Origin of the sequence: Methylobacterium sp. J-026, from assembly GCF_022829585.1 — a bacterium.
GTDB lineage: Bacteria > Pseudomonadota > Alphaproteobacteria > Rhizobiales > Beijerinckiaceae > Methylobacterium.
Window position 1 is genome coordinate 30,552 of the sequence record NZ_JAKSYC010000267.1, and the last position, 22,949, is coordinate 53,500.

The 22,949-nt window shown below is 71.5% G+C and carries 20 protein-coding genes; 12 read left to right on the forward strand and 8 right to left on the reverse strand.

Annotated elements, in window-relative coordinates; all coding sequences use genetic code 11:
* Window positions 1-122: 122 nt before the first annotated feature.
* Together zwf and MKK69_RS22505 are read right to left on the reverse strand one after the other, a co-directional pair.
* The gene (gene zwf / locus MKK69_RS22500) at window positions 123-1,595 is read right to left on the reverse strand and encodes a glucose-6-phosphate dehydrogenase (protein ID WP_243971610.1); all 1,473 of its coding nucleotides are present in this window, start codon (window positions 1,593-1,595) and stop codon (window positions 123-125) included.
* Between the two features lie 406 nt (window positions 1,596-2,001).
* On the reverse strand, window positions 2,002-2,844 hold the full coding sequence (locus MKK69_RS22505; protein ID WP_243971612.1) for an SDR family NAD(P)-dependent oxidoreductase: 843 nt from the start codon (window positions 2,842-2,844) through the stop codon (window positions 2,002-2,004).
* Between the two features lie 211 nt (window positions 2,845-3,055).
* Between MKK69_RS22505 and MKK69_RS22510 the strand changes: the two genes are divergently transcribed.
* Window positions 3,056-4,231 (forward strand): endo-1,4-beta-xylanase, encoded by a 1,176-nt coding sequence (locus MKK69_RS22510; protein WP_243971614.1) that lies wholly within the window; start codon window positions 3,056-3,058, stop codon window positions 4,229-4,231.
* On the opposite strand, the gene MKK69_RS22515 is transcribed toward MKK69_RS22510, so the two are convergent.
* On the reverse strand, window positions 4,218-5,345 hold the full coding sequence (locus tag MKK69_RS22515) for an acyltransferase family protein (RefSeq protein WP_243971616.1): 1,128 nt from the start codon (window positions 5,343-5,345) through the stop codon (window positions 4,218-4,220). The genes MKK69_RS22510 and MKK69_RS22515 overlap by 14 nt on opposite strands.
* A gap of 221 nt (window positions 5,346-5,566) precedes the next feature.
* Between MKK69_RS22515 and MKK69_RS22520 the strand changes: the two genes are divergently transcribed.
* The 4 genes from MKK69_RS22520 (at window position 5,567) to MKK69_RS22535 (ending at window position 8,896) form a co-directional block, all read left to right on the forward strand.
* The gene (locus MKK69_RS22520) at window positions 5,567-7,243 is read left to right on the forward strand and encodes a L,D-transpeptidase family protein (RefSeq protein ID WP_243971618.1); all 1,677 of its coding nucleotides are present in this window, start codon (window positions 5,567-5,569) and stop codon (window positions 7,241-7,243) included.
* A 184-nt stretch (window positions 7,244-7,427) separates the two neighbouring features.
* Window positions 7,428-7,676, forward strand: a complete 249-nt coding sequence (locus MKK69_RS22525; RefSeq protein ID WP_243971620.1) for an AbrB/MazE/SpoVT family DNA-binding domain-containing protein — start codon at window positions 7,428-7,430, stop codon at window positions 7,674-7,676.
* Entirely contained in the window at window positions 7,669-8,061 is a 393-nt protein-coding gene (locus tag MKK69_RS22530) for a type II toxin-antitoxin system VapC family toxin (protein ID WP_243971622.1), read from the forward strand. Before MKK69_RS22525 ends, MKK69_RS22530 begins: the two co-directional genes overlap by 8 nt.
* 77 nt (window positions 8,062-8,138) lie before the next feature.
* A protein-coding gene (locus tag MKK69_RS22535) for an IS5 family transposase (RefSeq protein WP_243971624.1) occupies window positions 8,139-8,896 on the forward strand; the annotation gives its coding sequence in 2 pieces (ribosomal slippage) (window positions 8,139-8,469 and window positions 8,469-8,896; 759 coding nt in all).
* Here the strand turns inward: MKK69_RS22535 and MKK69_RS22540 are convergent.
* Window positions 8,827-11,568 carry a bifunctional acetate--CoA ligase family protein/GNAT family N-acetyltransferase gene (locus MKK69_RS22540; RefSeq protein ID WP_243971626.1) on the reverse strand — a complete coding sequence of 914 codons (2,742 nt, stop codon included), beginning with the start codon at window positions 11,566-11,568 and terminating at the stop codon, window positions 8,827-8,829. The two genes, MKK69_RS22535 and MKK69_RS22540, sit on opposite strands and share 70 nt — an antisense overlap.
* 399 nt (window positions 11,569-11,967) lie before the next feature.
* On the opposite strand from MKK69_RS22540, the gene MKK69_RS22545 reads away from it, so the two are divergent.
* Together MKK69_RS22545 and MKK69_RS22550 are read left to right on the forward strand one after the other, a co-directional pair.
* Window positions 11,968-12,381 (forward strand): MucR family transcriptional regulator, encoded by a 414-nt coding sequence (locus tag MKK69_RS22545; RefSeq protein ID WP_243971628.1) that lies wholly within the window; start codon window positions 11,968-11,970, stop codon window positions 12,379-12,381.
* Window positions 12,382-12,477: 96 nt separating this feature from the next.
* Complete coding sequence (locus tag MKK69_RS22550) at window positions 12,478-13,227, forward strand: restriction endonuclease (RefSeq protein WP_243971630.1); 750 nt, start codon at window positions 12,478-12,480, stop codon at window positions 13,225-13,227.
* 66 nt (window positions 13,228-13,293) lie between these two features.
* Here MKK69_RS22550 and MKK69_RS22555 read toward each other — a convergent pair whose 3' ends face one another.
* Together MKK69_RS22555 and MKK69_RS22560 are read right to left on the reverse strand one after the other, a co-directional pair.
* Window positions 13,294-13,773: a peroxiredoxin gene (locus MKK69_RS22555; protein ID WP_243971698.1), complete on the reverse strand. Its 480-nt coding sequence runs from the start codon at window positions 13,771-13,773 to the stop codon at window positions 13,294-13,296.
* A gap of 105 nt (window positions 13,774-13,878) precedes the next feature.
* Window positions 13,879-14,157, reverse strand: a complete 279-nt coding sequence (locus MKK69_RS22560) for a hypothetical protein (RefSeq protein ID WP_243971631.1) — start codon at window positions 14,155-14,157, stop codon at window positions 13,879-13,881.
* A gap of 172 nt (window positions 14,158-14,329) precedes the next feature.
* On the opposite strand from MKK69_RS22560, the gene MKK69_RS22565 reads away from it, so the two are divergent.
* Entirely contained in the window at window positions 14,330-14,950 is a 621-nt protein-coding gene (locus tag MKK69_RS22565; RefSeq protein WP_243971633.1) for a YqgE/AlgH family protein, read from the forward strand.
* A gap of 4 nt (window positions 14,951-14,954) precedes the next feature.
* Here MKK69_RS22565 and MKK69_RS22570 read toward each other — a convergent pair whose 3' ends face one another.
* Window positions 14,955-15,947: a hypothetical protein gene (locus MKK69_RS22570; RefSeq protein ID WP_243971635.1), complete on the reverse strand. Its 993-nt coding sequence runs from the start codon at window positions 15,945-15,947 to the stop codon at window positions 14,955-14,957.
* Window positions 15,948-16,340: 393 nt separating this feature from the next.
* On the opposite strand from MKK69_RS22570, the gene dnaK reads away from it, so the two are divergent.
* From dnaK to MKK69_RS22585, 3 genes are all read left to right on the forward strand, one after another.
* The gene (gene dnaK / locus MKK69_RS22575) at window positions 16,341-18,257 is read left to right on the forward strand and encodes a molecular chaperone DnaK (protein ID WP_243971636.1); all 1,917 of its coding nucleotides are present in this window, start codon (window positions 16,341-16,343) and stop codon (window positions 18,255-18,257) included.
* A 359-nt stretch (window positions 18,258-18,616) separates the two neighbouring features.
* Window positions 18,617-19,759, forward strand: coding sequence for a molecular chaperone DnaJ (gene dnaJ, locus MKK69_RS22580; RefSeq protein ID WP_243971639.1), 1,143 nt, complete (start codon window positions 18,617-18,619; stop codon window positions 19,757-19,759).
* A gap of 140 nt (window positions 19,760-19,899) precedes the next feature.
* The gene (locus tag MKK69_RS22585) at window positions 19,900-20,538 is read left to right on the forward strand and encodes a class I SAM-dependent methyltransferase (protein WP_243971641.1); all 639 of its coding nucleotides are present in this window, start codon (window positions 19,900-19,902) and stop codon (window positions 20,536-20,538) included.
* Between the two features lie 66 nt (window positions 20,539-20,604).
* On the opposite strand, the gene MKK69_RS22590 is transcribed toward MKK69_RS22585, so the two are convergent.
* Window positions 20,605-21,414, reverse strand: coding sequence for a CDC27 family protein (locus MKK69_RS22590; RefSeq protein WP_243971643.1), 810 nt, complete (start codon window positions 21,412-21,414; stop codon window positions 20,605-20,607).
* A gap of 126 nt (window positions 21,415-21,540) precedes the next feature.
* On the opposite strand from MKK69_RS22590, the gene MKK69_RS22595 reads away from it, so the two are divergent.
* On the forward strand, window positions 21,541-22,941 hold the full coding sequence (locus MKK69_RS22595; protein ID WP_243971645.1) for a leucyl aminopeptidase family protein: 1,401 nt from the start codon (window positions 21,541-21,543) through the stop codon (window positions 22,939-22,941).
* Window positions 22,942-22,949: the final 8 nt, after the last annotated feature.

Sequence of the window (22,949 nt, forward strand, 5' to 3'; positions counted from 1 at the left end):
CGATGATCCCTCGTGCGAGGCCGTGTCCGCCCTTTGGCGGGGCGGTGACCAGCGGCACGGGTACGGTCCATCTCCGGCTTGACGGTATCATGGCAGCTTGGCCGTAAGCTGTGGACAGCGTCTCAGCGCAGCTCCTCGTGCCAGGTCCGGCCGTCGCGCTCGATCAGCGCGATGGCGGCGGTGGGACCCCAGCTCCCGGCCGGGTACGGCCGCGGTGCCTCCGGGCGGTCGGCCCAGGCCTTGAGCACCCCATCCGCCCAGGCCCAGGCGGCCTCGACCTCATCGCGGCGCATGAACAGGGTGGCGTTGCCGCGGACCACGTCCATCAGCAGGCGCTCGTAGGCGTCCGGGTAGCGCTGCTTGAAGGTCTCCTCGAAGGAGATGTCGAGGTCGGTCGGGCGCAGGCGCAGGCCGCCGGGGCCCGGATCCTTGGTCATCACCTCGAGCTTCATGCCCTCCTGCGGCTGCAGGCGGATCACCAGCCGGTTCGGCTCGCGCCCGAACGCCTCCTCGGGGAAGATCGAGAACGGCGAGGCCCGGAACTGGACCACGATCTCCGACAGCTTCTGCGGCAGGCGCTTGCCGGTGCGCAGGTAGAACGGCACCCCGGCCCAGCGCCCGGACTGCACTTCGAGCTTCATGGCCACGAAGGTCTCGGTCCGGCTCTCGTGGCCGAGCTCCGACAGGTAGCCCTCGACCGGCTTGCCGTCGACGGCGCCCGCCACGTACTGGCCGCGGACGGTCACCGCCTGCACGTCGTGGGCGGTGATCCGCTTGAGGGCGCGCAGCACCTTCAGCTTCTCGTCGCGGACCGAGTTCGCCTCGAGGTTGAGCGGGCTCTCCATGGCGGTGAGGCACAGGAGCTGCAGCATGTGGTTCTGCAGCATGTCGCGCATGGCGCCCGACGTGTCGTAATAGCCCGCCCGGCCCTCGACGCCGACGGTCTCGGCCACGGTGATCTGGACGTGGTCGATCACGTCCGAGGTCCAGAGCCGCTCGAAGATGGTGTTGGCGAAGCGGAGCGAGAGCAGGTTCTGGACCGTCTCCTTGCCGAGGTAGTGGTCGATCCGGAAGATCTGCGATTCGGGAAACACCTCGCCGACGGCGTCGTTGATCGCGCAGGCCGATTTCAGGTCCTTGCCGATCGGCTTCTCCAGCACGACCCGGGACTTCTCGCCCACGAGTCCGTGGGCGGCGAGGTTGCGGCAGATCGAGCCGTAGAGGTCGGGGGAGGTGGCGAGGTAGTAGGGCCGCACTTGGTCGGGCCGCTCGTCGAGCTTGGTCACGAGGTCGGCCCAGCCGCTATCCCCGGCGCCGTCGACCGCGACGTACTCCACGTGCGCGAGGAACCGGTGGAGCACCTCCTCCGCCAGATCCGTGACCGGGACGAAGCGCTTGAGGGCGTCCCGGGCGTGCTCCCGGAAGGCATCGACCGACAGGTCCGAGCGCGAGGCGCCGATGATCCGGCTGGTCTCCGGGATCTGCCCGTCCCGGAAGCGGTAGAACAGGGCCGGCAGGAGCTTCCGTGCGGTCAGATCGCCGGTCGCGCCGAACACGACGCAGTCGAAGGAAGCGACGGGGATGATCGTGGCCAAGTGCGGCTCCCTTATATCGTGCGCGGGTGCGGTGCGGCGAGCGCGCCGCACTGACCTACCCTGTGTGCAAGTGCTTCGCCAGACGAGGGGGGTGGTTCAGCCGCGTCAGCCTTCGGAAGAATGAGGGCGGCCCAGCGTGGCGCAATCCAGCGGCGCCAAAGTCACGCGCATTGACATGCGTCCCGTCATTGCGCGCGAAGGGCAGCAACCCAGGGCTCCGCGTCGTGAATCGTTTCGCGCGGCAGCCGACCGGACGCCGCCCTACCCGAACGGGATGCCCGACACCGGCGTGATCGCAGACCTCGTCCGGCGCGTCTCTGAGCACCACCGAGACATCCGTCCGAGCCTCACCGGCCGCTGCGGTCGCGGCGCCCAGGATTGCTTCGCTGCGCGCGCACTGACGCCGTCACCCCGCCAGGAACCGCTTGAACGCCTCGGCATGATCCGGGTGCCAGCGCGAGAGAGCCGGCCGGTTCTCGACGATGTCGCCCGCCGCCCAGGCGATGCGCTTGGCGTCCTGCGCCCGGGTGGTCTCGTTGTCGGGGCAGAGGATGTAGAAATCGCCCGCGTCGAGCCGCTCCAGCATGAACGACACGGTCTCCTCCGGGGTCCAGGCGCCGGCCGGCTTCTCGGCGACGCCGCGGGCCTTGGCGAGGCCGGTATAGACGAAGCCCGGGATCAGCAGATGCGCGGTGGTGCGGCAGCCCTCCCGGTTGCGCAGATCGTGGGCCAGGGCCTCGGTGACCGCCTTCACTCCCGCCTTGGAGACGTTGTAGGGCGCGTTGCCGGGGGGCGTGGTGATGCCCTGCTTGGACCCCGAGACGATGATCGCGCCGGGCTTAGCCCCGGCGATCATGCCGGGCGCGAAGGCGTGGATGCCGTTGACCACCCCGCCGAGATTGGTGCCCAGGATCCGTGCCCAGGTGTCGGCGTCGGAGAACAGGGTGCCGCCAGCCTCGATCCCGGCATTCAGCATGACGATGGCGGGCGGGCCGGCCTTGGCGACGGCGGCCGCCAGGGCGTCCACGGCGCCGCGGTCGGACACGTCGGTGGGCACCGCGCGGACCTCGACGGCGGCGAGTTCGGCCACCGCGCCGCGGGCCGCCTCCAGGGCCGGCCCGGGCAGATCCGCGATCCAGACGTTCATGCCGGCCCGCGCGAAGGCTTTCGCTGCCGCGAGCCCGATGCCGCTGGCGCCGCCGGTGACGACCGCGCTGCGGCCGGGGCTGATGGCTTGGTGCTGACTCATCACGCGGTCCTCGGCTGAATGGCGCCCTTCAGATGGGGCGGTCTCCGGGGAAGGCGAGTTGGCGCTTCGGGACGGTATCGTGCGTCTTCCCGCCGGCCGGCAGTCACAGCGGATCGCAAACGGGGCAGAGCCGTGGTCTGATGGGGGTGAGGGGCATCCCCGCCCGGCGGCGATCGCCCTCCGCCTTGTGCCCAGGATCCAGAGGACCGGCATGCCGATTCGTCCGAGCCGCCGGTCCGTTCTCGCCGGGGCGGCCTGTACCGGCCTCGCCACGGCGGCCCGGGGCGCCCCCGGCGGGTTCGGCCCCCTCGGCACGCCGTCCTGGTCGGGCGACAGCCTCCAGGCCGCGGCCGCCGCCAAGGGCCTGCTCTACGGCTGCGAGGTGCCGTTCCACCGCTTCGACGCCAGCCCCGCCTACCGCCAAGCGGTGGCGCGGGAATGCGGGATCCTGGTCTGCGGCACCGAGATGAAGATGGAGGAGGTCCTGCCCGCCCCAGGCAAGACCGACTTCGCCCGGGGCGACGCGATCCTGCGCTTCGCCCGGAGCAACGGCCAGCGCATGCGCGGCCACACCCTGGTCTGGCACGCGGCGCTCCCGCCCTGGGTCGGCCCGCTCCTGGGGCGGGCCACCGCCGCCCAGGGCGAGGATTTCATGCGGCGCTGGATCGAGACCGTGGCGGGGCATTACCGCGGGCAGATCGTCGCCTGGGACGTGGTCAACGAGATTCTTGGCAACGAGGCCGATCCCGACCGCGGCGGGGGCCTGCGCGACTCGCCCTGGCTCGCCTCGATCGGCCCCGGCTACGTCGACCTCGCCTTCCGGATCCTACACGAGACCGACCCGGCGGCGGCCGGCACCTGGAACGAGGACGCGGTGGAGCAGGGCGCGCCCTGGATGGAGGCCAAGCGCACCAAGGTCCTGCGCCGGCTGGAGGCGATGCGCGGCCGCGGCGTGCCGATCCGGCGGTTCGGCCTGCAATCGCACCTCACCAGCACGATCCCGATCGACCAGGGCCAGCTCCGGCGCTTCCTGCGGGAGATCGGCCAGATGGGGCTCGGGATCGCGATCACAGAGCTCGACATCGACGACCGGGCCTTCCCGTCGGACGTGGCGACCCGCGACCGGATGGTCGCCGACTATGCGCGCCGCTACCTCGACGTGGCGCTGGACGAGCCGGCCCTGCTCGATGTCGTGACCTGGGACATCTACGACCCGGACACGTGGCTGAACGACCATCCCTACCGGAAGCGGCCGGACGGCCTGCCCCAGCGGGCCCTGCCGCTGGACGCGCAGTTCCGGCGCAAGCCCCTGTGGCACGCGATGAAGGCCGCCTTCGCGGGGGCGCCGGATCACACGGCGGCGCGGGACAGGCTCAGGCGGGCGTGATCCCGGTTCGGCCCCCGTCGGCGAGGACCGGTTCGGGCGGCCGGTCCGCCAGGAGCCGGCGGCGCAGGCGCGCGCAGGGGCGCTCGACGAACCGGTACAGGGCCCAGCACCAGAGCAGGGTCGGCGGGAAGGCCGCGAGCATCAGCCCGACGCCGTGCAGCCCGGGCCGCAGGTGCAGCACCAGCGCCACCACGGCCATGTGGGCGAGATAGAAGCCGTAGGACCAGAGCCCGAGCTGGCGCATCGGCCGGCTGGCGAGCAGGCGCACCAGGGGCCCCTCCCCGTGCAGCAAATAGGCGAAGGGCACGAACAGGGCCGCGCTCTGCAGGGTGTAGCGCAGGGTCTCGCGGAACGCGGGCGCGCGCGCCGCCAGGGTCGCGAGGATCACCGCGAGGCTCGCCGCCGCGTGCCAGGCCCGCGGGCGCCAGGCGCGATCGGCCGGGATCACCGGGTTGTGCCACAGGCCGAGACAGCAGCCGAACAGGATCGCGTCGATGCGGGTGTGGGTCCAGCTGTAGTTCAGGCTGTAATCCGGGAGCCGCCAGACGTTGAGGCACCGGATCGCCAGCACCACCCCGCAGACGGCCAGGCAGGCCAGAGCCGCCCGGCGCGGCGGCAGGCGCCCGAGCCACAGGGAGTAGGCCAGGGGGAAGGCGAGGTAGAAATGCTCCTCGATGGCGAGGCTCCACAGGGGCACGGGCAGCACCGCCTCGGTGCCGAACAGGCCGGGATAGTTCGTCAGGAACGTCGCCTGCCCGAGGATCGCCGCCGGCTCGACCGCCATCCAGTCGAGCAGTCCGAGGGCGTAGAGCGCGCCGGCAACCAGCAGGGTCAGGTACATCGGCGGCAGGATGCGCAGGCTGCGCCGGAGGTAGAAGGCGGACAGCGACACCGCGCCGGTCCGCGCGCGCTCGATCCGCAGCAGGGTGGTGATCAGGTAGCCGCTGAGGAAGAAGAAGACCGTGACGCCGAAGCCCCCGGGGACGACGTGGCTGTAGCCGCAATGGGCCGCGAACACGATCAGGATGGCGAGCGCCCGCACCCCGTCGAGCTGCGGCAGGTAGGGCATCGCGTCCGGGATTTTCCGGGTCGCGTCAATTCCGGGTTCCGGCATGACGGGCGGCTCCTCCTTCGCCGCAGGGACGACCGTGGCAGAGCAGTAAGCGGCATATTCGTTCCCAGCGACATCCGCACAGGCACCGGAGCCGATGACCACATCGCGGATTGGTGAATCGCCGCCGCGGGCCGGGCCCGGACACGGAGGGGATTGGTAACCACGCACGCCTACCATCCGCCCCGACCGCGCCCCTCCGGGCGCCCTCGGGAGTGTCGCGTATGGTCCCGGTCCAACTCCGCCGCCGCGCCCGCCCGCGCGCCGCCCTCGGTGCGGGCCTGTCGCTACTGGCCCTGCTCGGCGTCCCGGGCGATGCGCGGGCGGAGGGGTCCCAGGCGGCTGCACCGGCCGTCGGCCCGAACACCACCGCGCCGGTCCCGCCGGCTGCCGTCCCGGTCTCCGCCTCGCCCTCGGGTCCGGAGGCCGGTGCGGCGAAGGGCCAGGAGGCGAAGGGTCAGGAGGCGAAGGGCCCGGACGCCAGGGCGCCCGACACGAGGGCCCCGGAGGCGAAGCCCCCGGAGGCCGCGGCCGCCGCACTGAAGCCGATCCCGGCCAAGCCGGACATCGCCAAGGCGTCGCGCGAGCCTGCACCCCTCGTCTACGCCCGAGTCTCCACCGATCCGAGCCCGACGCTGACCGCGCGCACCTTCCTCGACACCCTCCGGGCGGCCGAGCGCTACGCCGCCTTCGCGGAGGCCGGCGGATGGGAGCGGCTGCCCGACGACCTCGCGCGCCTAGCGCCCGGCGCCTCCAGCACGGCGATCCCGGCGCTCCGCCACCACCTGACCTTGACCGGCGACCTGCCGGCGGACGCGCCCCCGAGCGACCGCCTCGACCCGCCGCTGGTGGCGGCGGTCGCGGCCTTCCAGGGCCGCCACGGCCTGCCCGACAGCGGCATCCTCGGCCGGCTCACGATCAACGCGCTGAACGTGCCCGCCCCGGTGCGCCAGCGGCAGCTCGCCGCCTCCGCGGCCCGGCTGATGGGCTCGAAATTCCCGTTCGGCGAGCGCTACGTCGTGGTCAACATCCCCTCGGCCGCCGTCGAGGCGGTGGAGAACGGCGCCGTGGTGCGCCGCTACGTCGCCGTCGTCGGCTCCCCCGACAAGGCGACACCGACGGTGGAAACGCGGATCACCGACATCAACTTCAACCCGACCTGGACCGTGCCGGCCTCGGTGGTGAAGAACGAGATCATCCCGCAGATGCGTAAGAACCCGGGGTATCTCGCCAAGAACCACATCCGCATCCTCGGCCAGAGCGGCGAGGTCGACCCGACCAAGATCGACTGGGCGGGCGAGAGGGCGGTCAACTACACCCTGCGCCAGGATTCCGGCTTCGACAATTCGCTGGGCCAGGTGCGGATCGACATGCCGAACCGCTTTGCCGTCTACATGCACGACACGCCGGCGAAGTCGCTGTTCGCCGCGAACGTACGCTTCCACAGCCACGGCTGCGTCCGGGTCGGCCAGGTCAAGGAGCTGGTCGGCTGGCTGCTGCAGGGCGCCGACGGGCCGAACGGGCCGGGCACGAGCTGGGGGCCGATCGAGATCGAGACCGGCATCGCGGACGGCGAGCGCCGCGACATCAAGCTGGTGAAGCCGGTGCCGGTGGCCTTCGTGTACCTCACGGGCTACGCCACCCCGGACGGGAAGGCGCATTTCCGCGACGACATCTACACCCTCGACACGCCGGCCTCCGAGCCCGCGGCGACGGGGGCGATCCCGCCGGCCGGGGCCGCGCAGCCTGCCGGGATGCCGAAGCCCGCGGCGGTCAAGCCGGCGGCGATCAAGGCTGCCGTGGCGAAGCCCGCTCCTGCCAAACCGGTGGCCAACAGGGCACCTGCAGCGAAGCCGGCCGCGGAGGGGCTTAACCCAGACGCGCCTCTGCCGCCCCGCTGAGCCCGATCCGGCCGTTCAGGTTTGGCTGAGCCGGGACGTGTCCCGACGACCCGTCTGCCTCACCGCAAAGCAACGGCGCAGGACTTTCCTTTTTGAGCTGTTATCGGGCATCATATGACAGCGCGGCGGGCGTCCGATGGCGCGGACAGCGAGAGTTGTCTCGGGCCGCGATGCGGAATTCGGCATGGCTTCGCAGTCGGTCAAGATCGATGCTGACGGGACGCTCGTCATCCCGGCCGATTTCCGACGGGAGCTTGGGCTTTCGGCCGGCGACACCGTCATGGTCGAACTGGCCGAGGACGGTCTGCGGGTCCGCTCCCTGTCTGCCGCAGTCCGGGCGGCGCAGGCCATCGTCCGCAGCTTCGCGCCGACCGATCGGAGCTTGGCCGACGAGTTGATCGCGGAGCGCCGGTCAGAGGCGGAGCGTGAGTGAGGCCTTCGTCCTCGACGCCTCGGCGCTGCTCTGTCTGCTTCGTACGGAGACGGGGGCCGAGCAGGTTGCCGAGATTCTTCCGCAATCTGTGATCGGTGCGGTGAACCTGTCCGAAGTCTATGCCAAATTGGCTGAAGCCGGCGGATCGGAATCGCAGATCACACGCGCACTTGGCGTCCTCCGCCTCGCGATCGAACCATTCGATGACGAACAGGCTCGGATTGCCGGGATCCTGCGCCCGCCAACGCGGTCAATCGGGCTCTCGCTCGGCGATCGAGCCTGCCTCGCTTTGGCAAAGCAACGCCAATCGATTGCCGTGACGACGGATCGGGTCTGGAGCCGGCTGCCGGCCAATCTCGGGCTCAGCGTCAGGATCGTCCGCTAGGGTGTGAACCGAACCAAGCCATTGCATGGCTTGTCGGTTTGTGAGTCCAGGCGGCCGTTTGCGGCCTGGAGGTGACGATGGTGAACCTGTTCTGGCTCTCGGATGAGCCGTGGGCAGTGATCGAGCCGTTCATGCCCAGGGAGCAGCCCGGACCCGAGCGGAACGACGACCGGCAGATCATCTCGGGGATCCTGCACGTTCTCACGTCGGGCTGCCGCTGGCGCGACGGCCCGGCCGCGTATGGCCCGCGCACCACGGTCTACAACCGCCTCAATCGCAGGTCGCGGCGCGGCTTCTGGAAGGCGATGCTGACCGCGCTGGCCGGGCCCGGGTGGGCTGGCGATGCGACCGCTCTCGACAGCAGCTACGTCCGGGCTCACCGGTCTGCCCAGGGCGGGAAAGGGGGGCGAGGGCGCAGGCCATCGGCCCGTCGCGCGGTGGTCAAACGATCAAGATCCACGCACGCACCGATGTCCTTGGCCGGCCCGGCGTCCTCCTGCTGACGCCGGGCAATGCCAGCGACGTGACGACTGCCCCAGCGGTGCTAGCCGAAGCGCCGGGCCGGATCCGCCGTTTCAGCGCCGACACGGGCTACGATGCCGACTGGCTGCGCACCGACCTCCGCACCAGTGGGGTCACGCCCGTCATCCCGGGCAAACGCAGTCGCAAGCGTCGGATCCCCCATGACAGGCCCCGCTATCGGGAGCGCTGGCGCATCGAGGCGATGTTCGCCCGCCTCACAGACTTTCGTCGCATCGCCACGCCCTACGACAAGCTCGCCCGCAACGACACCTCAGCCCTCGCTCTGGCCGCCGTCGTCGCGTCCTGGTGCTGATCGAGTCCAGACCCTAAAACTACCTTCACCAGCCCCGGATCCTCCGGGTCCCGCCCTTGGGTGAACCCGAGCCGGCGGCAGACCGCCAGCATCGGCCGGTTCTCGGCCAGCACCGTACCCTCGACCCGGCCGATCCCCTCGGAGCGCGCCCAGTCGATCATCAGGCGCATCAGCGCAAAGGCGAGGCCGGTCCCCCTAGCGTCGCGGCCGACCGCGATGGCGTATTCGCCGCTCTCGTGGTTGGCGTCGGCGTGCAGGCGGACGGCGCCGAGCATGCGCTCGCCGCCCTGCGGCTCCACCTCGGTGGCGACGAAGGCGATGGCGCGGGCATAATCGAGCTGCGTGAGGCGGGCCAGGAAAGCGTGGCTGAACGCCCGCACCGGTCCGAAGAAGCGCAGGCGCAGGTCCTCCGGGTCGAGCCCCTGGAAGAAGGCCAGGAACAGGCCCTCGTCCTCCGGGCGCACCGGCCGCACGCGGATCGTGCGGTTCTTCAGGTTGAGGGTCCGCACCCATTCCGCCGGATAGGGCCGGATCGCGAAGCGCGGATGGCCGCGCCCGTGCCGCCCCTTCTCCCAGCGCCCGATCCGCACCCGGGCGTCCAGGGCCAGGACGCCGGTCTCGTCGGCCAGCAGGGGGTTGATGTCGAGTTCGCGGACCTGCGGCAGGTCGGCGGCGAGCTGCGCCAGCTTCACCAGCGTCAGGGCGATCGCCGGCAGATCGGCCGCCGGCACGTCGCGATAGGCTTCGAGGCGCCGGGCGACCCGGGTCCGGCCGATGAGATCCCGGGCGAGGGTCAGGTCGAGCGGCGGCAGGCCCAGGGCCCGGTCGTCGATCACCTCCACGGCCGTGCCGCCCCGCCCGAACACCACCACGGGACCGAAGACCGGATCCTCGGCGAGCCCGGCGATGAGTTCGCGGCGCTGGCCCCGGCGGACCATGGGCTGCACCGCGAAGCCGGTCACCCGGGCGTCCGGCCGCTCCCGGCGCGCCCGGGCCAGGATGCTGCGCGCGGCCTCCCGGACATCGGCCTCGCTGGTCAGGTCGAGATGCACGCCGCCGATGTCGGATTTGTGCACGATGTCGGGGGAGACGACCTTGAGGGCGACCGCGCCGCCGGCCGCGATGATCGGCCAGGCGGCGGCCGCCGCGGCATCCTTGTCGGGGGCCAGCGTGATCGGCACGATCGGGATCCCGTAGGCCTCGAGCAGGCCATTGACCGCGATCGGATCGAGCCACGCCGCCCCCTGGCGCAGGGAGTGGGCGATGATCGTGCGGGCGCGGGCCGTGTCGGGGGAGAAGTCGCGGGGCAGCGAGTCGGGCGTCCGCATCAGATCGTCCTGGGCCTCGCGGTAGCGCACGAGGTGGAGGAACCCTTCGATCGCCTCGGAATCGGTGGCGAAATGCGGGAGGCCGGCGCGCGCGAAGGCCGCCCGCGCCGCCTCGGCATCCCCGAGGGAGACCGCGAAGAGCGGCTTCTTGCGGGTCTGGCCGGCGCGGGCGCGCTTGACCGTGTCGGCGATCGCGTCGGCGACCTCGCCCGCGCTCGAGCGGACGGTGGGGACGTGGATCGCCAGCACGGCGTCACTCGTGCGGTCGGCGAGGATCGGCCCGAGGGCGGCCGCGAAGGCCGGTCCCGCCGCGTCGATGCCGAGGTCGAGGGGATTGCCGGCCGGGCGGCCCTCGGCCTCGGCGGCCCCGGCCATGATGCCCGCGCGCTCGATCAGCCGGTCGGCGGCGAGAAGGCCGATGCCGCGGCCGTTCGACAGGATCGCGAGCCGGTCGCCCGGGAAGGGGCGCTGGCGCCCCAGGGTCTCGACGGCGGAGAACATCGCGTCGAGGTCCTGCACCGCCAGCAGCCCGGCCCGCCGGAAGGCCGCGGCGTAGACCGCGTCCGGCCTGGCCAGCGCCCCCGTATGGGTCTCGGCGGTGCGGTTCGCCCGCCCGTGCCGCCCGGCGCGCAGGACCACAACCGGCTTGGCCCGGGCGGCGGCGCGGGCGGCCGACATGAACCGGCGGGCATCCGCGACCCGGTCGAGGCACAGCAGGATCGCGCGGGTGCGGTAATCGGCGGCGAAATGATCGAGGCAATCGGCCACGCCGATATCGAGGACGCTGCCGAGCGAGAGGACCGCCGAGAAACCCGTCCCGTGGCGGGCCCCCCACTCGACGATGGCGGCCGCGACCGTGCCCGATTGCGAGACGAGGGCGAGGTCGCCGGCGGCGGGCGCGTGGGCGAACAGGCTGGCGTTGAGCTGGGCGCCGGGCACGGCGAGGCCGGCACTGTCGGGGCCGAGCAGGCGCAGGCCGTGCGCGCGGGCGATCCGGTGCGCGGTCGGCCCGGGATCGTCCGGCCCGGAGCCGAGCCGGGCCGTCAGGATGACGGCCGCCCCCGCGCCGGCCGCCGCCGCCTGCGCGACGACCTCGGGGACGCGCGGCGGCGGCACCGCGATCAGGACGAGATCGGGGATGGTGGGCAGATCCGCGATCTGCGGGACGCAGGGGAGGCCGGCGACCTCCGCATGATCGGGCTGGACCGGCAGGATCGCGCCGGGAAAGCCCGCGGCGCGCAGGCCATCCAGGACGCTGCGGCCGAGGGAGCCCTCGCGCGCCATCGCGCCGACCAGGGCGATCGACCGGGGCGCCAGCAGCTTGTCGAACCGGTAGGTGCTCACGAGACCACCGTCACGGGGTCGGGTCCCGCGGGTCGGTCGTGCCGGCGTGCATGGGGTGTCCCTCGCTCACGTCGGGATCGGGCACGCGGATCCAGAGTGCCCGCAATCCTACCAGATGGCGCACGCGGCCGCCCAGGCAACGCCCCATTATCCCGGAACAGTCCCGGCGCGATCCTCCGCCGCCCGGCCGGCTTGCGAGCACCAGGCAGATCAAATATCCGTCACCCTTTATCCTCGCTAGAACGCCCGCTATGGCGATGTGTAATTTGTTCTTGCCATAAAAGTCGCATCACAATAGTAGATGCGCCTCAACTGCCGACAACAGGCGGGATGGAAACAGATTCCGATCTTTAGCGTCGTGTGACCGCGCGAGCCCGGGATCGCCAGGAGGTTTGAGGAATGGATTCCACGGTCGAAGGGCAGACGGATTTTCTCACGCTTTCAGTCGACATCGTGTCGGCCTTCGTGAGCAACAATCCGGTGCCCGCACCGGAACTGCCCGGGCTGATCGCCGCGGTTCACGCCGCTCTGCATTCCATCAGCCAGCCCGCGTCGGCGCCGGCCGAGGACCTGCGGCCCGCCGTCTCGGTCCGCCGCTCGGTCCAGGCCGACTTCATCGTCTGCCTGGAGGACGGGAAGAAGTTCAAATCCCTCAAGCGCCACCTGCGGACGCACTACAACCTGACGCCCGACGAGTACCGGCAGAAATGGGGGCTGGCGCCCGACTATCCGATGGTCGCGCCGAACTACGCCGCGGCCCGGTCCAGCCTCGCCAAGAGCATGGGCCTGGGCCACCAGCGCCGGAAGGGCTGAGGGCGCCCCCGCGCATCCACAACTTTCCGGCCGTGGTTAGGCATCGGGCAAGGGCGCCTTGCGAGGGTCTGTGACCCGTCCGCGCCCCGAGATCCGATGCCCGGCAAGCCCAGTCCCGTCGCCCGCCTGTTCTGGACGGCCGTGATCGGCTGTCCGTTCGGGCTCTGGTACGGCGCCCCCGCCCTCGCGGCCACGGGGCTCGCCCTGGCCTGCGTGCTGCTGCGCCATCTCGGGCGGCCGCGCCGCTTCCGGGCCCGGGTCCGGCGGATCGCCCGGGCGCACGGGGAGACCCTGGCCCTGCGGCGGCGGCAGGAGCGTTTTCGCGACGCCTACGGCAACTGGATCACCGACGGCTGGCTGCGCGAGCGCGACTACTTCCTCGACCGCACGGTGATCCCGCAGATCGGTGCCCGCGACGCCGACCTCGCCGTCGCGGAGCGGGAGCGGATGCTGGCGATCGTCGAGGCCGAGGCGGCCGCGATCGCCCTGCCGGAGGAGGACGACGCGCCGGTGGACGGCCTCGACTACGAGCGCTACTGCGCCGAGCGCCTCGCCCGGGCGGGGTGGCGGGCGCACCGGACCCCGGCGAGCGGCGACCAGGGCGCCGACATCGTGGCGATCCGCGACGGCCGGCGCCTGATCGTCCAGTGCAAGCGCCTGACGAAGCCCGTGGGCAACGCCGCCGTGCAGGAGGCAGCTGCGGCTCAGCGCTACTGGGCGGGCGACCGCGCCGCGGTGGTCTCGAACGCCGGCTTCACGCCGGCCGCGCGCCGGCTCGCGGCCGCGACCGGCGTGCTGCTCCTGCATCACGACGGACTCGACGCGATCGACCTCGCGGAGGCGTGAGGGTCGCGGGCGAGCCGACCGGGACGGCGCTCGCCGCCGCCGGGAAGCCGAGCCCGAAAACCGCGCTCAGAGCACCTTCAGCAGGGCCTCGGCGCCGGAGATCTCGGCCTTCGAGGGCGTCTCCTCGATGTTCAGAACCCGTACGATCCCGTCCTCGACCAGCATCGCGTAGCGCTTCGAGCGCATCCCGAGACCGAAGCCGGTGCCGTCCATCTCCAGGCCGATGGCCTTGGCGAAGTCGGCGTTGCCGTCGGCCAGGAACTCCAGGCCCTCGGCACCGCTCGCCTTCGACCACGCGTCGAGCACGAACACGTCGTTGACGCTCGTCACCGCGATGGCGTCGACGCCGCGGCCGAGGATCGCGTCCTTGTGGGTGACGAAGCCCGGCAGGTGGTTGCGGTGGCAGCTCGGCGTGAAGGCGCCCGGGACGCCGATCAGGACCACGCGTCGCCCCTTGAACACGTCGTCGGTGGTGCGGGCGATCGGGCCCTCGGGGCCAATCACCCGGAAGGTCGCCTGGGGCAGGTGGTCGCCGACCTGGATCATCGCGGGTCCCTTCATTGACGCGCGCTCGGATCGCGCGCTGGACAATCGCGCCTGACCTAGCGTGGCGGGCGGGGCCTGTCGAGGACGGGGGCTGCGCCGCTGCGGTCAGGCCCCCAGGAGCTTGATGAAGGCGGCGCCGGCGCCGAAGAAGGCCGCGCCTGCGGCCATGCCCGAGAGCGCGACCTGCCAGGGCGCTAGGGCCCGGTCGCGGCCGAGCTTGGCGGCTTCAGCCGACATCTTGAGCTGCTCCGCGGCCAGCTTGGCCGCTTCGGCCATGAGCTTGTGCTGCTCGGCGACGAACTTGTTCGTCTCCTCCTGCGCCCGCTGGATTTGGGCACGCTGGGCCTCGATGTCGAAGGCAGCAGGGTATGCAGCATCCGCCATCGGAGCGGCTCCGTTCACAGCGTCATCAGGCTCACGAACGATCTCAGGCGTGAGAGCGACGCAGTGTAGCGGTCCGCCCGCAGATTCGACAGCGTCTTTCGGGCCCTGCCCGGCCGGCATCCCGCGCGCTTTGTCCGCTGGACAAGGCGAGGGGGCCGCGTAGCATACGCGCATGTCGAACCCAGCGTCGCCCGTGCAGTCCACGCTCACCGGCCCGAGCTTCCTCGACGGCCAGTTCCTCGTGGCGATGCCCGGGATGGCCGACGAGCGCTTCGCCCGCTCGGTGATCTACGTCTGCGCGCACTCGGCGGACGGCGCGATGGGCATCATCGTCAACAAGGCGGCCACCGACATCAGCATGCCGGACCTGCTGGTCCAGCTCGACGTCTGCCCGGAGGCGGATGCGATCCGCCTCCGGGAGCGGGTCGGGCACATGCCGGTCCTGATGGGCGGCCCCGTGGAGGGGCGGCGCGGCTTCGTGCTCCACACCGACGATTTCCACATCCAGCAATCGACGCTGATCATCGACGACGGCATCTGCCTGACCGCGACCGTCGAGATCCTGCGCGCCATCGCCAGTGGCGAGGGGCCGGCCAGCGCCGTGCTGGCTCTGGGCTATGCCGGCTGGCAGGCGGGGCAGCTCGAGAGCGAGATTATGGCCAACGGCTGGCTCAACTGCCCGGCCGACCCCGAGCTGATCTTCAACACGAATCTCGACGCCAAGTACGAGCGCGCCCTGCGGACCAACGGCATCGACCCGGCCATGCTGTCGATGACGGCCGGCCGGGCCTGAACCCCTATTCCGGCGGCATCCCGCCGGCCGTGTCCGGGTTCATCCCGTCGACGGCGGGCTCCGTGGCGGGCTTGGGCCGGGACCTGCGCGGGGCCGCGGCCGCGGTGGGCACCGCCGTGTTGGCGCCGAGCCGGGTGGCGAGCGCCAGGGCCCGGTTCTCGGTGAACCGCAGATGACAGAAGCCGTGGGTGCCCTCGCGGGCGTAGCTGCGGCAGAACTGCTCCCGGTCGGCCGAGAAGGCCGCCTGCTCGCTCACGATCGGCCGCACGTCCTCGCGCCGGGCGCGCTGGGTCATGAGCTTGTAATTGTCGCGCACCGCCTTGTCGGCCACACCCCGGGCCGTGTCGAACTCGCCGGCCCGCGGGAGCAGGGTGGCGGGGGCCGGCCCCCACAGGCCGACCGGGGTCGTGGCGCAATCGGCGGCCGAGAAGGTGCAGGTCGGGCCCGAGCCCGTCGTCGAGACCAGGACGGCGCCCTCGGTCACGTCGAAGCGCAGCGGACACTCCGCTCCGGCCGCCTCGAAGCGCGGCACCCCGTCGGGCTTGCCTTCGGCGCTCAGGGGGACGGGATTGCCCCCCGCGAGCGGCACCGTGCAGGATTCGGCCGGCTGCGAGATCCTGGTCCCCGGCAGGGTGATCCGGGCCGTGACGGCGCTGCCCGACCGCTCCAGCTTCAGGGAACCGGAGGTTCCGTTGAGCTGGAGGTCCTGTCCGAGCACGCTGTCCTCGGACGGGGTCTTGAGCACGATCGGGCGGGCCGGGACCGGTGCGGGCCGCGGCGCCTCGGCCGCCGGGGGCTGGCCCGGCTCACCGGGGGCTGCCGGGGCCGGCGGCGGCGCCTCGGGCAGGCCCCGGGGCGGCACCGGCGGGCGCTCGGGCTTGATGCCGAACAGCCGCTCGAAGAAGTTCTGCGCCCGTGCCGGCGGGGCGGCGAGCAGGGCGGGAGCCGCGACGGCGAGCGCCAGGACGGGGAGCAGGAAGCTGCGGGTCGGGCGCATCGGACTCTACGATGGGGACACGAAGTGGCGGGGCCACGCTCAACCCCTTGTCGAACCGTTAACACGCCGTCGAGGGCGCGGACGTGGCAGCAAAGCAACAAAATACAACCACGCCACCCGGCGGAACGGCCGCATCGGGAAAGATTCAGCTTTGCATACAGCAGGATAGCGGGGAAGCCCGCCGTCGGCGCGGACGGGGAGGCTTCGCCTTGCGAGCCCGTGGCGGGCTTCTTATATCGCCCTCGACGCGGGATTGCGCGCTGGGTTTCAGCCGTTCACGGCCCTTGATCCGGCCCGGGTCCCATACTCACATCACTCCCGGACACCGCCATGGGCCGAGCTGCTTCGGGGCTCGGCGGTCTGCTTGAACGCGACGAAAAGAGGGATCCCGCCATGGGTAAAGTTATCGGTATCGACCTGGGCACCACCAATTCCTGCGTGGCCGTCATGGAAGGCACGCAGCCCAAGGTCATTGAGAATTCGGAAGGCGCCCGCACCACGCCGTCGATCGTCGCCTTCACGGATGACGGCGAGCGGCTCGTCGGCCAGCCGGCCAAGCGCCAGGCGGTTACGAACCCCGAGCGCACGTTCTTCGCCATCAAGCGTCTCGTCGGCCGCACCTACGACGACCCGATGACCCAGAAGGACAAGGGCCTCGTGCCCTACACGATCGCCCGCGGCGACAACGGCGACGCCTGGGTCGAGGCCGACGGCAAGAAGTATTCGCCCTCGCAGATCTCCGCCTTCACGCTGCAGAAGATGAAGGAGACCGCGGAGTCGCATCTCGGCCAGCCGGTCACGCAGGCGGTCATCACAGTCCCGGCCTACTTCAACGACGCGCAGCGCCAGGCGACCAAGGATGCCGGCAAGATCGCCGGCCTCGAGGTGCTGCGCATCATCAACGAGCCGACCGCGGCGGCGCTCGCCTACGGCCTCGACAAGAAGAAGGCCGGCACCATCGCGGTCTACGACCTCGGCGGCGGCACCTTCGACGTGTCGATCCTCGAGATCGGCGACGGCGTGTTCGAGGTGAAGTCCACGAACGGCGACACCTTCCTGGGCGGCGAGGACTTCGACAACCGGATCGTCGAGTACCTGACGGCCGAGTTCAAGAAGGAGCAGGGCATCGACCTGACCAAGGACAAGCTCGCCCTTCAGCGCCTCAAGGAGGCCGCCGAGAAGGCCAAGATCGAGTTGTCCTCGGCCACCCAGACCGAGATCAACCTGCCCTACATCACCGCCGATCAGACCGGCCCGAAGCACCTCGCGCTGAAGCTCAGCCGGGCGAAGTTCGAGTCCCTGGTGGACGATCTGGTGCAGCGGACCATCGAGCCCTGCCGCAAGGCGCTCAAGGACGCGGGTGTCTCGGCCGCCGAGATCGACGAGGTGGTGCTGGTCGGCGGCATGATCCGCATGCCCAAGATCCAGGAGGTGGTGAAGTCCTTCTTCGGCAAGGAGCCCCACAAGGGCGTCAACCCGGATGAGGTCGTGGCCATCGGTGCCGCCGTGCAGGCGGGCGTGCTCCAGGGCGACGTCAAGGACGTGCTGCTCCTCGACGTGACCCCGCTGTCCCTCGGCATCGAGACGCTGGGCGGCGTGTTCACCCGGCTGATCGACCGCAACACCACGATCCCGACCAAGAAGTCCCAGACCTTCTCCACCGCCGAGGACAACCAGAACGCGGTGACGATCCGGGTCTTCCAGGGCGAGCGCGAGATGGCGGCCGACAACAAGCTGCTCGGCCAGTTCGACCTCGTTGGCATCCCGCCGGCCCCCCGCGGCATGCCGCAGATCGAGGTGACCTTCGACATCGACGCCAACGGCATCGTCAACGTGACGGCCAAGGACAAGGCGACCAACAAGGAGCACCAGATCCGCATCCAGGCCTCGGGCGGCCTCTCGGATGCCGATATCGACCGGATGGTGAAGGACGCCGAGGCCAATGCCGAGGCCGACAAGAAGCGGCGTGAACTCGTCGAGGTGAAGAACCAGGGCGAGAGCTTGGTCCACGCCACCGAGAAGTCGGTCACCGAGTACGGCGACAAGGTCCCGGCCGCCGACAAGGGCGCGATCGAGACCGCGATGACCGCGCTCAAGACCGCGCTCGAGGGCGAGGATGTCGAGACCATCAAGGCCCGGACCACGGACCTGATGCAGGCCTCGATGAAGCTCGGCGAGGCCATGTACGCCGCCAACCAAGCGGGCGGCCCCGAGGCCGGCGCCGAGGCGCATGGGGCCGAGAAGAAGGACGACGTCATCGACGCCGACTTCCAGGAGGTCGACGACAAGGACCAGAAGAAGCGCGCGTGAGGCGCGGGTCCGAGAAGGAGGCGCGGGGCCGGAGCGATCCGGCCCCGCCTTTGCTTGACTGGGGCCGTCGCGCGGCCGCCGCGGAGCATCGGAGAGGGCCCGGACCGGACCGCGGGGGACGTCCGGCCCGTGCTAGAGCATCGTCCCGAGAGGTAGCTGCCGGCTTTCGGAAAAGACGATGCCGAGCTGAAAGCTAGCGCGCCGGGCCGGTTCCGGTATCCGGCCCGATGCGCTAGAGCGCGACGGTGCGTCAGTCCGGTCAGCCTGCGCGTGACCGCATCCTGGCCAGGCCGCGGTGGACCAAGCGGGCGGCGCTTCGGGACGCAGCGGCGCTCAAGATTGTCCGGAGACGGGGTGGGATGTCGAAACGGGACTATTACGAGATCCTGGGGGTCACCAAGACCGCCACGGAGAGCGAACTGAAGGTCGCCTTCCGCAAGCTCGCGATGACCTATCATCCCGACCGCAATCCCGGCGACAAGGACGCCGAGATCAAGTTCAAGGAGATCAACGAGGCCTATCAGTGCCTCTCCGACGGGCAGAAGCGCGGCGCCTACGACCGCTTCGGCCACGCGGCCTTCAGCCAGGGCGGCGGCGGACCCGGATTCGGCAACGAGTTCGGCGACTTCATGTCGGACATCTTCGACAATTTCTTCGGCGACGGGCGCGGCGGCGGCGCCCCCCGGGGACGGGGGGGCGCCCCGGGCCGCGAGCGCGGGGCCGACCTGCGCTACAACCTCGAGATCACCCTGGAGGAGGCCTACGCGGGCAAGGCCGAGACCATCCGGATCCCGACCTCGATCACCTGCGAGGCCTGCGACGGGTCCGGCGCCAAGCCCGGCTCGAAGCCGCGGACCTGCCAGACCTGCGCGGGCTACGGCCGGGTCCGGGCCGCGCAGGGCTTCTTCGCCATTGAGCGGACCTGCCCGAACTGCCACGGCCGCGGCGAGATCGTGGACGATCCCTGCACCGCCTGTCAGGGCGCGGGCCGGGTCAACCGCGAGCGCACGCTCTCGATCAACGTGCCGGCCGGGGTCGATGACGGCCTGCGGATCCGGCTCGCCGGCGAGGGCGAGAGCGGGCTGCGCGGCGGCCCGCCGGGGGATCTCTACGTCTTCCTGTCGATCAAGCAGCACGAGTTCTTCCAGCGCGACGGCGCCGACCTGTTCTGCCGGGTGCCGATCTCGATGGTCACCGCCGCCCTCGCGGGCGAGATCACCGTGCCGGTGATCGATGGCACGCAGACCCAGGTCCGGATCCCTGCGGGCACGCAGACCGCCAAGCAGTTCCGGATCAAGGGCAAGGGCATGCCGGTGCTCCGCGCCCGGGAGGTCGGCGATCTCTACATTCAGGTCTTCGTCGAGACCCCGCAGAACCTGACCAAACGCCAGCGCGAGCTCCTGCAGGAATTCGATCAGTCGGCCTCGCCGGAGAACCACCCGGAATCGGCGGGCTTCTTCTCGAAGGTGCGGGACTTCTTCGGGGGTGCGGTTCGTCCGTAAGGCCGGATCCGAAACCCCGGTGGCCCGTTATGCATGCGGCCCCGGCGTGGCTTGCGTACCCTAGGCGCCGTCCCAGCTTGACTGTAAGACAGCGACCTATCGGAACTTTCATTCCCATCCGGGCTCGAGGAATCCAGGACTTGCCGCCGCTCCGCCGTCCCACCGCGAAGGCTCCTGCCACCCGGAGCGCGATTTTCGGGCCGCGGCGCGACCCCCTGGAGGACGAGGCCCGGTTCCTGCGCTCCTGGCTGGAGCGCCCGCTGGTCACCGGCGCGGTGACGCCGTCGGGCAAGATGCTCGCCCGCACCATGGCGTCCTACGTCGATCCCCGTCGGGACGGGCCGGTGGTCGAGCTCGGCCCCGGCACCGGTCCGGTCACCGAGGCGCTGATCCGGCGCGGCGTCGCGCCCGAGCGCCTGATCCTGGTCGAGTTCAACCCCGATTTCTGCAGCCTCCTGACCCGCCGCTTCCCCGGCGTGACGGTGATCCGGGGCGATGCCTACGACATGCGGGCGAGCCTCAGGGACGTGCTGGCACAGCCGGCCGCCGCCACGATCTCGAGCCTGCCGCTGTTCACCAAGCCTCTGGAGCAGCGGCTCGACCTGCTCAACACCGCCCACGACCTGATGCAGCCGGGCGCGCCCTTCGTGCAGTTCACCTACGCGGTGGTGCCGCCGATCCCGGCCCGGTGCGAGGCCGGCAGCTACACGGCCGACCGCTCCAACCGGGTCTGGCTGAACCTGCCGCCCGCGCGGGTCTGGGTCTACCGCCGGCCCTGAGCCTGAACGCGGCGCGCGCGTCCAGATGCGCGTCAGGCTGCACCGCCGCCAGGGTCGGCCGCGGCTTCAGCCCTGCTCCGGCACCCCGGCGCCGGTGAGCGCCTTGAACCGGTTCGGCTGCGCGGCGAGCTTGCGCAGGGCTGCGACGTTGGCGGCGGCTTCCGGGGGGGTCATATCCCGGCGCAGCACCGCCTCGGCATCGGCGAAGCGGCCCTTCAGCCCGAGCACCAGGGCGAGATTGGCGCGCACGCGGGCATCGGCGCCGGGCTGGTCGCCGGCGAGCCGCAGGGTCTGCTCGGCCTGGTCGAGGTTGCGCGAGAGCGCGTAGGACAGGCCGAGATTCGACAGCAGCGAGGGCTCGTTCGGCCGGATCTTGAGCGCGGCCTCGTAGAAGCCCTGCGCGCGCACCTGATCGCCGAGCTGCGCGGAGGCCGAGCCCTGCGCCGACAGGATGCGCCAATCGGGCGCGGCCGGGGAATGGGCGTTGGCGAGCACGTCGATCGCCTCCCGGTAGCGCCCGACCTCGACCAGGGACTTGCCGTAGGCGCCGAGCAGGAACGTGTCGCGCGGGTTGCGCAGGGCCGCCTGCTGCAGCACCGCCGAGGCCTGGCTGATCTGGTCGTTGGCCCGCAGGGCGCGGGCATAGGCGAGGGCCGCGCGGCCGTCGGCGGGATCGGCGTTGTAGCGCTCGGCCAGGGCCTCGAGGTTCTGGTGCGGCGCCGCGGGGCGGTTGCCGACCGCGCCGATCGAGCCGGTGGTCTCGGGCCCGGAGGTGTTGCAGCCGGCGAGACCGAGGCCGACCAGGGCCAGAGCCAGGGCGGCACGGCGTCCGGCGCGAACCTCGTGTCGGGCGATCCGGAACAGGGCCGTCATCATGGGTCGCTCCGCCTCCGGATGGGCCGGGGGCTCTGGCCCGCGCTTCACCCCTCCGGCCGGCCGGTGATAGAGCGTTAACCCTAACCACCGGTTAAGCCGCACCCGCCGCGGCGCGCGAGGGGCAACATGATCCAGGCCGAGACCCAGGCGACGACGCCCGCCCTGCTGCCCGGCGACGCGCCGGCCGTGCCGGTGACCCTGATCACCGCCGGATCCTGGGCCGCGGCGCAGGGCGCCCTGGACCCCGCCCAGCGCACCTTCGCGCAGGCGACCGGCTTCGAGCCGAAGGCGGGACGCCTCGCCCTGCTGCCTGGACCGGACGGAAGCCTCGCGCGGGTGCTGTTCGGCCTCGGCGATCCGGAGGCCGCGGCCTATGACCGGTTGCTCGTCGGCAAGCTGCCCGGCCTGTTGCCGGAGGGCAGCTTCCGCCTGGAGGGCGCCCCCGAGCCCGCCGAGGCCGCCCTGGCCTGGCTGATGGGGAGCTACCGCTTCGGCCGCTACCGGTCCGGCGGGGGCACCAAGGCGCGGCTCGCGGCGCCGGCTGGCATCGACGTGGCCGAAGTGGAGCGGATCGCCGCAGCGGTGGCGTTCGGCCGCGACCTGATCAACACGCCCGCCAACGCCATGGGCCCCGCCGAGATCGAGGCGGCCGCCCGGGCGCTCGGGGAGCGCCACGGCGCCTCCGTCGCCGTCACGCAGGGCGACGCGCTGGCCAGGGAGTTCCCCCTGATCCACGCGGTCGGCGTCGCCTCGCCCCGGGCGCCGCGGCTGATCGACCTGACCTGGGGCGAGGCGGCGGCGCCGCGGGTGACCCTGGTGGGCAAGGGCGTCGCCTTCGACACGGGCGGGCTCGACCTCAAGCCGTCCGCCGCGATGCTGCTGATGAAGAAGGACATGGGCGGGGCCGCAGCCGCCCTCGCCGCCGCCGCCATGATCATGGGCGCCGGGCTCCGGGTGCGCCTGCGGGTGCTGATCCCCGCGGTGGAGAACGCGGTGGCGGGCGACGCTTTCCGCCCGGGCGACGTCCTGGCGAGCCGGGCCGGGCTCAGCGTCGAGATCGGCAACACCGACGCGGAGGGCCGGCTGATCCTCGCCGACGCGCTGACGCTGGCCGAGGCGGAGAGCCCGGAGCTGCTCCTCGACTATTCGACGCTGACCGGCGCGGCTAGGGTGGCGCTGGGGCCGGACCTGCCGGCCTTCTTCACCGAGGACGAGGCCCTGGCCGGTTCCGTCGCCGAGGCCGGCCGGCGCGCCGTCGACCCCGTCTGGCGGATGCCGCTGCACGCCCCCTACGCGAGCCTGCTGGAGTCCAAGATCGCCGACCTGAACAACGTCTCCGGCGGCCCGTTCGCCGGGGCGATCACCGCGGCCCTGTTCCTGCGCCGGTTCGCGCCGAACACGAAGGCGCACGGCCATTTCGACCTCTATGGCTGGAACCCCTCCGCCAAGCCCGGACGTCCGGAGGGCGGCGAGGTCCAGACCGCGCGGCTCACCTACGCCCTGCTCAAGGCGCGCTACGGGGCCTGACCGCGGCG